This is a genomic window from Bradyrhizobium sp. (assembly GCF_028868675.1).
Taxonomy (GTDB): Bacteria; Pseudomonadota; Alphaproteobacteria; order Rhizobiales; family Xanthobacteraceae; genus Bradyrhizobium.
The window spans coordinates 1-2,733 of the sequence record NZ_JAGWUA010000340.1 but is presented as its reverse complement, the minus strand read 5'-3'; the positions used below and the strand labels follow the sequence as shown (position 1 = coordinate 2,733).

Annotated in this window: 3 protein-coding genes; 1 reads left to right on the top strand and 2 read right to left on the bottom strand. The window is 66.9% G+C overall.

The genetic code is table 11. The annotated features are described in order from the left end of the window. Window positions 1–579, bottom strand: a 579-nt coding sequence (locus KGM94_RS24760; RefSeq protein WP_300265237.1) for an aminotransferase class V-fold PLP-dependent enzyme, incomplete at its 3' end; no start/stop codon positions are given. A 344-nt stretch (window positions 580–923) separates the two neighbouring features. On the opposite strand from KGM94_RS24760, the gene KGM94_RS24755 reads away from it, so the two are divergent. Next, complete coding sequence (locus KGM94_RS24755; RefSeq protein WP_300265234.1) at window positions 924–1,571, top strand: alpha/beta hydrolase; 648 nt, start codon at window positions 924–926, stop codon at window positions 1,569–1,571. A 79-nt stretch (window positions 1,572–1,650) separates the two neighbouring features. On the opposite strand, the gene KGM94_RS24750 is transcribed toward KGM94_RS24755, so the two are convergent. Beyond that, window positions 1,651–2,733, bottom strand: a 1,083-nt coding sequence (locus KGM94_RS24750) for an anhydro-N-acetylmuramic acid kinase (RefSeq protein WP_300265230.1), incomplete at its 5' end; no start/stop codon positions are given.

The following is a 2,733-nucleotide window of genomic DNA, read 5'->3' as shown; positions in this document are numbered from 1 at the left end:
ATCAGCTCCCATCGCGTTGATATCGAATGCAATTTTTCCAAGCGTCTGGATCGCGTCGACATGCAGGAGACCGCCGGCATCATGGACGGTGCGAGCCGCTTCAGCAATCGGCTGAAGCGCGCCGGTTTCGTTGTTGGCGGCCATGATCGACACCAGCGCCGGCGGCCCTGACCGCAGCAACTCCTCCAGATGCATGAGATCGACGACGCCCGAGCGCGTCACCCGGATCCGGCCGATGGCGTCAGGGACGAAGCGGCCGCCCACCAGCACCGAAGCGTGCTCGACCGCCGACATCAATAGCCGCTGAACCGACCGGCCAGATGAGCCGCGCAACCCCGGGGCCAGCGCCAGCGCATTGGCCTCGGTTCCACCCGACGTGAAGACGACGTTGCGCGGCAGCGCGCCGACGGCGCCGGCGAGTGCTGCGCGCGCGTCCTCGACCAGCCGCCGCGCCTCCCGCCCCTCGGCATGAACCGAGGAGGGATTGCCCACCAGATCGCAGGCGGCCAGCATCGCCGTCCTCGCCTCGGGGCGAAGCGGCGTGGTCGCATTCCAGTCGAGATAGACGCGGTTGGGCATACGGTGTTATAATACCTATCTTTCGGAGAGGTAGGCTTCGGTCGCGACAGACATGGGCCGCGACGCCGCCATTGGCAACCACGACCCCGGCGCCCCGATCGCGAGACGTCCGGGTGACACGCTAACATCTTGAGCACGTTGTCGGATGTTCAAGATGCTTGCTTTTTGACCCACGCCTCATGCTAGAACGCGCGCGTCAATTCACCGCGCGCCATCGGCGCTTCTTCGCAAGGCGCACCTTTCCACCCGCAATTCGCGTGTTCGTCGGCGAACCGTCGATGAAGCCGGCTCAATCGGTTGATTGCTGAGCATCGGTTCTACGGGAATCAATCACGAGATCATCCATGCCTGAAGTCATTTTCGCCGGCCCCGCGGGCCGTCTCGAAGGCCGCTACCATCCGGCCAAGCAGAAGAACGCGCCGATCGCGATGATTTTGCATCCGCATCCGCAGTTCCACGGCACGATGAACCATCAGATCGTGTACCAGTGCTATTACGCCTTCGCCCATCGCGGCTTTTCCGTGCTGCGCTTCAATTTCCGCGGCGTCGGGCGCAGCCAGGGCGCGTTCGATCACGGCACCGGCGAGCTCTCGGACGCCGCCGCCGCGCTCGACTGGGCGCAGACCATCAACCCGGAGGCGCGTGCCTGCTGGGTCGCCGGCTTCTCCTTCGGCGCATGGATCGGCATGCAGCTCCTGATGCGCCGCCCGGAGGTCGAGGGCTTCATCTCGATCGCACCGCCCGCCAACCTCTACGACTTCTCCTTCCTCGCACCCTGCCCCTCCTCCGGACTGATCGTGCATGGCGAGAAGGACGCGGTGGTGCCGCCGAAGGACGTCAACACCCTGGTCGAGAAACTGAAGACGCAGAAGGGCATCGTGATCGACCAGCAGGTCATCCCGGGCGCCAATCACTTCTTCGACGGCAAGCTCGAGCCGCTGATGGAGACCATCACCGCCTATCTCGACATGCGTCTCGCCAACGTGCGCTGAAGACTGACATGGGCGCATTCGTGGCTTTGCTGCGGGCGGTCAATGTCGGCAGCGCCGGCGCAATACAATCGCAATACGATCAGGGCTTGGCGATCACCCCGCCCGTCATGGGCATCGGCACGCCCGTGGTCGCCGGGTAGGACAGCGGCAGGCCTTTGAGTCCGCGGGCGGCGAGGAAGCCGAAGGCCTGGGCCTCGATGGCGTCGGAGGCCCATCCCAGCGTCTCGGCGGCCTCCACGGTGGCCGGCGCCACCCGCTCCCGCAGCATGCGGAGCAGGGTCAGGTTCCGCGCGCCGCCGCCGCAGACGATCCAACTCCTCGGCCGCTTGGGCAGCATTTGGATGATGCGGGCGATCGTCGCCGCCGTGAACGCGGTCAGCGTCGCCGCCCCATCGGCCGGAATGACGTTGCCGAGTTTCAGCGCGGCAAAGTCGTTGCGGTCGAGCGATTTCGGCGGCGGCAGCGCAAAGAACGGCAGTTGCAGCGCGCGGGCAATCCACGCCTCGTCCGGCCTTCCCTGCGCCGCGAACCTGCCCTCGTTGTCGAACGCCTGGTGCATGGTGCGGTACATGAAATCGTCGAGCAGCGCGTTGCCGGGCCCGGTGTCGCAGGCGATCAGCGTATCGTTGCCGTCGATATAGGTGATGTTGGAGACGCCGCCGATATTGACGACCGCAATCGGCCCCTCGCGCGCCAGCGACTGCGCCAGCGCGCGATGATAGACCGGCACGAAGGGTGCGCCCTGCCCGCCGGCCTCGACGTCGGCGGCGCGGAAATCATGCATCACGGGGATGTGGATCGCCTTCGCCAGCGCCGGCGCGTCGCCGATCTGCACCGTCAGGCGCCGCTCGGGCCGGTGCAGCACGGTCTGGCCGTGGAAGCCGACGATGTCGATCTCCTCGGGCTTCATCCGGTGCTGCGCCGTGAAGGCCGCCACCGCCTCGGCATGGGCGAGCGTGACCGCGCGCTCGGCGTCCCGCAGCACGCCGGGCCGCTCGTCGCGGTGGGACAGGTTGGCGGCCTCGGTCAGGGCCGCCCGCAACAGGCTGCGTTCCCGCTCGCTGTAGGGCCGGTAGCCGGACGGGCCCAGGGCCTGGATCCGCTTCCCGTCGGTCTCGATCAACGCGACGTCGACCCCGTCGAGCGAGGTGCCGCTCATCAG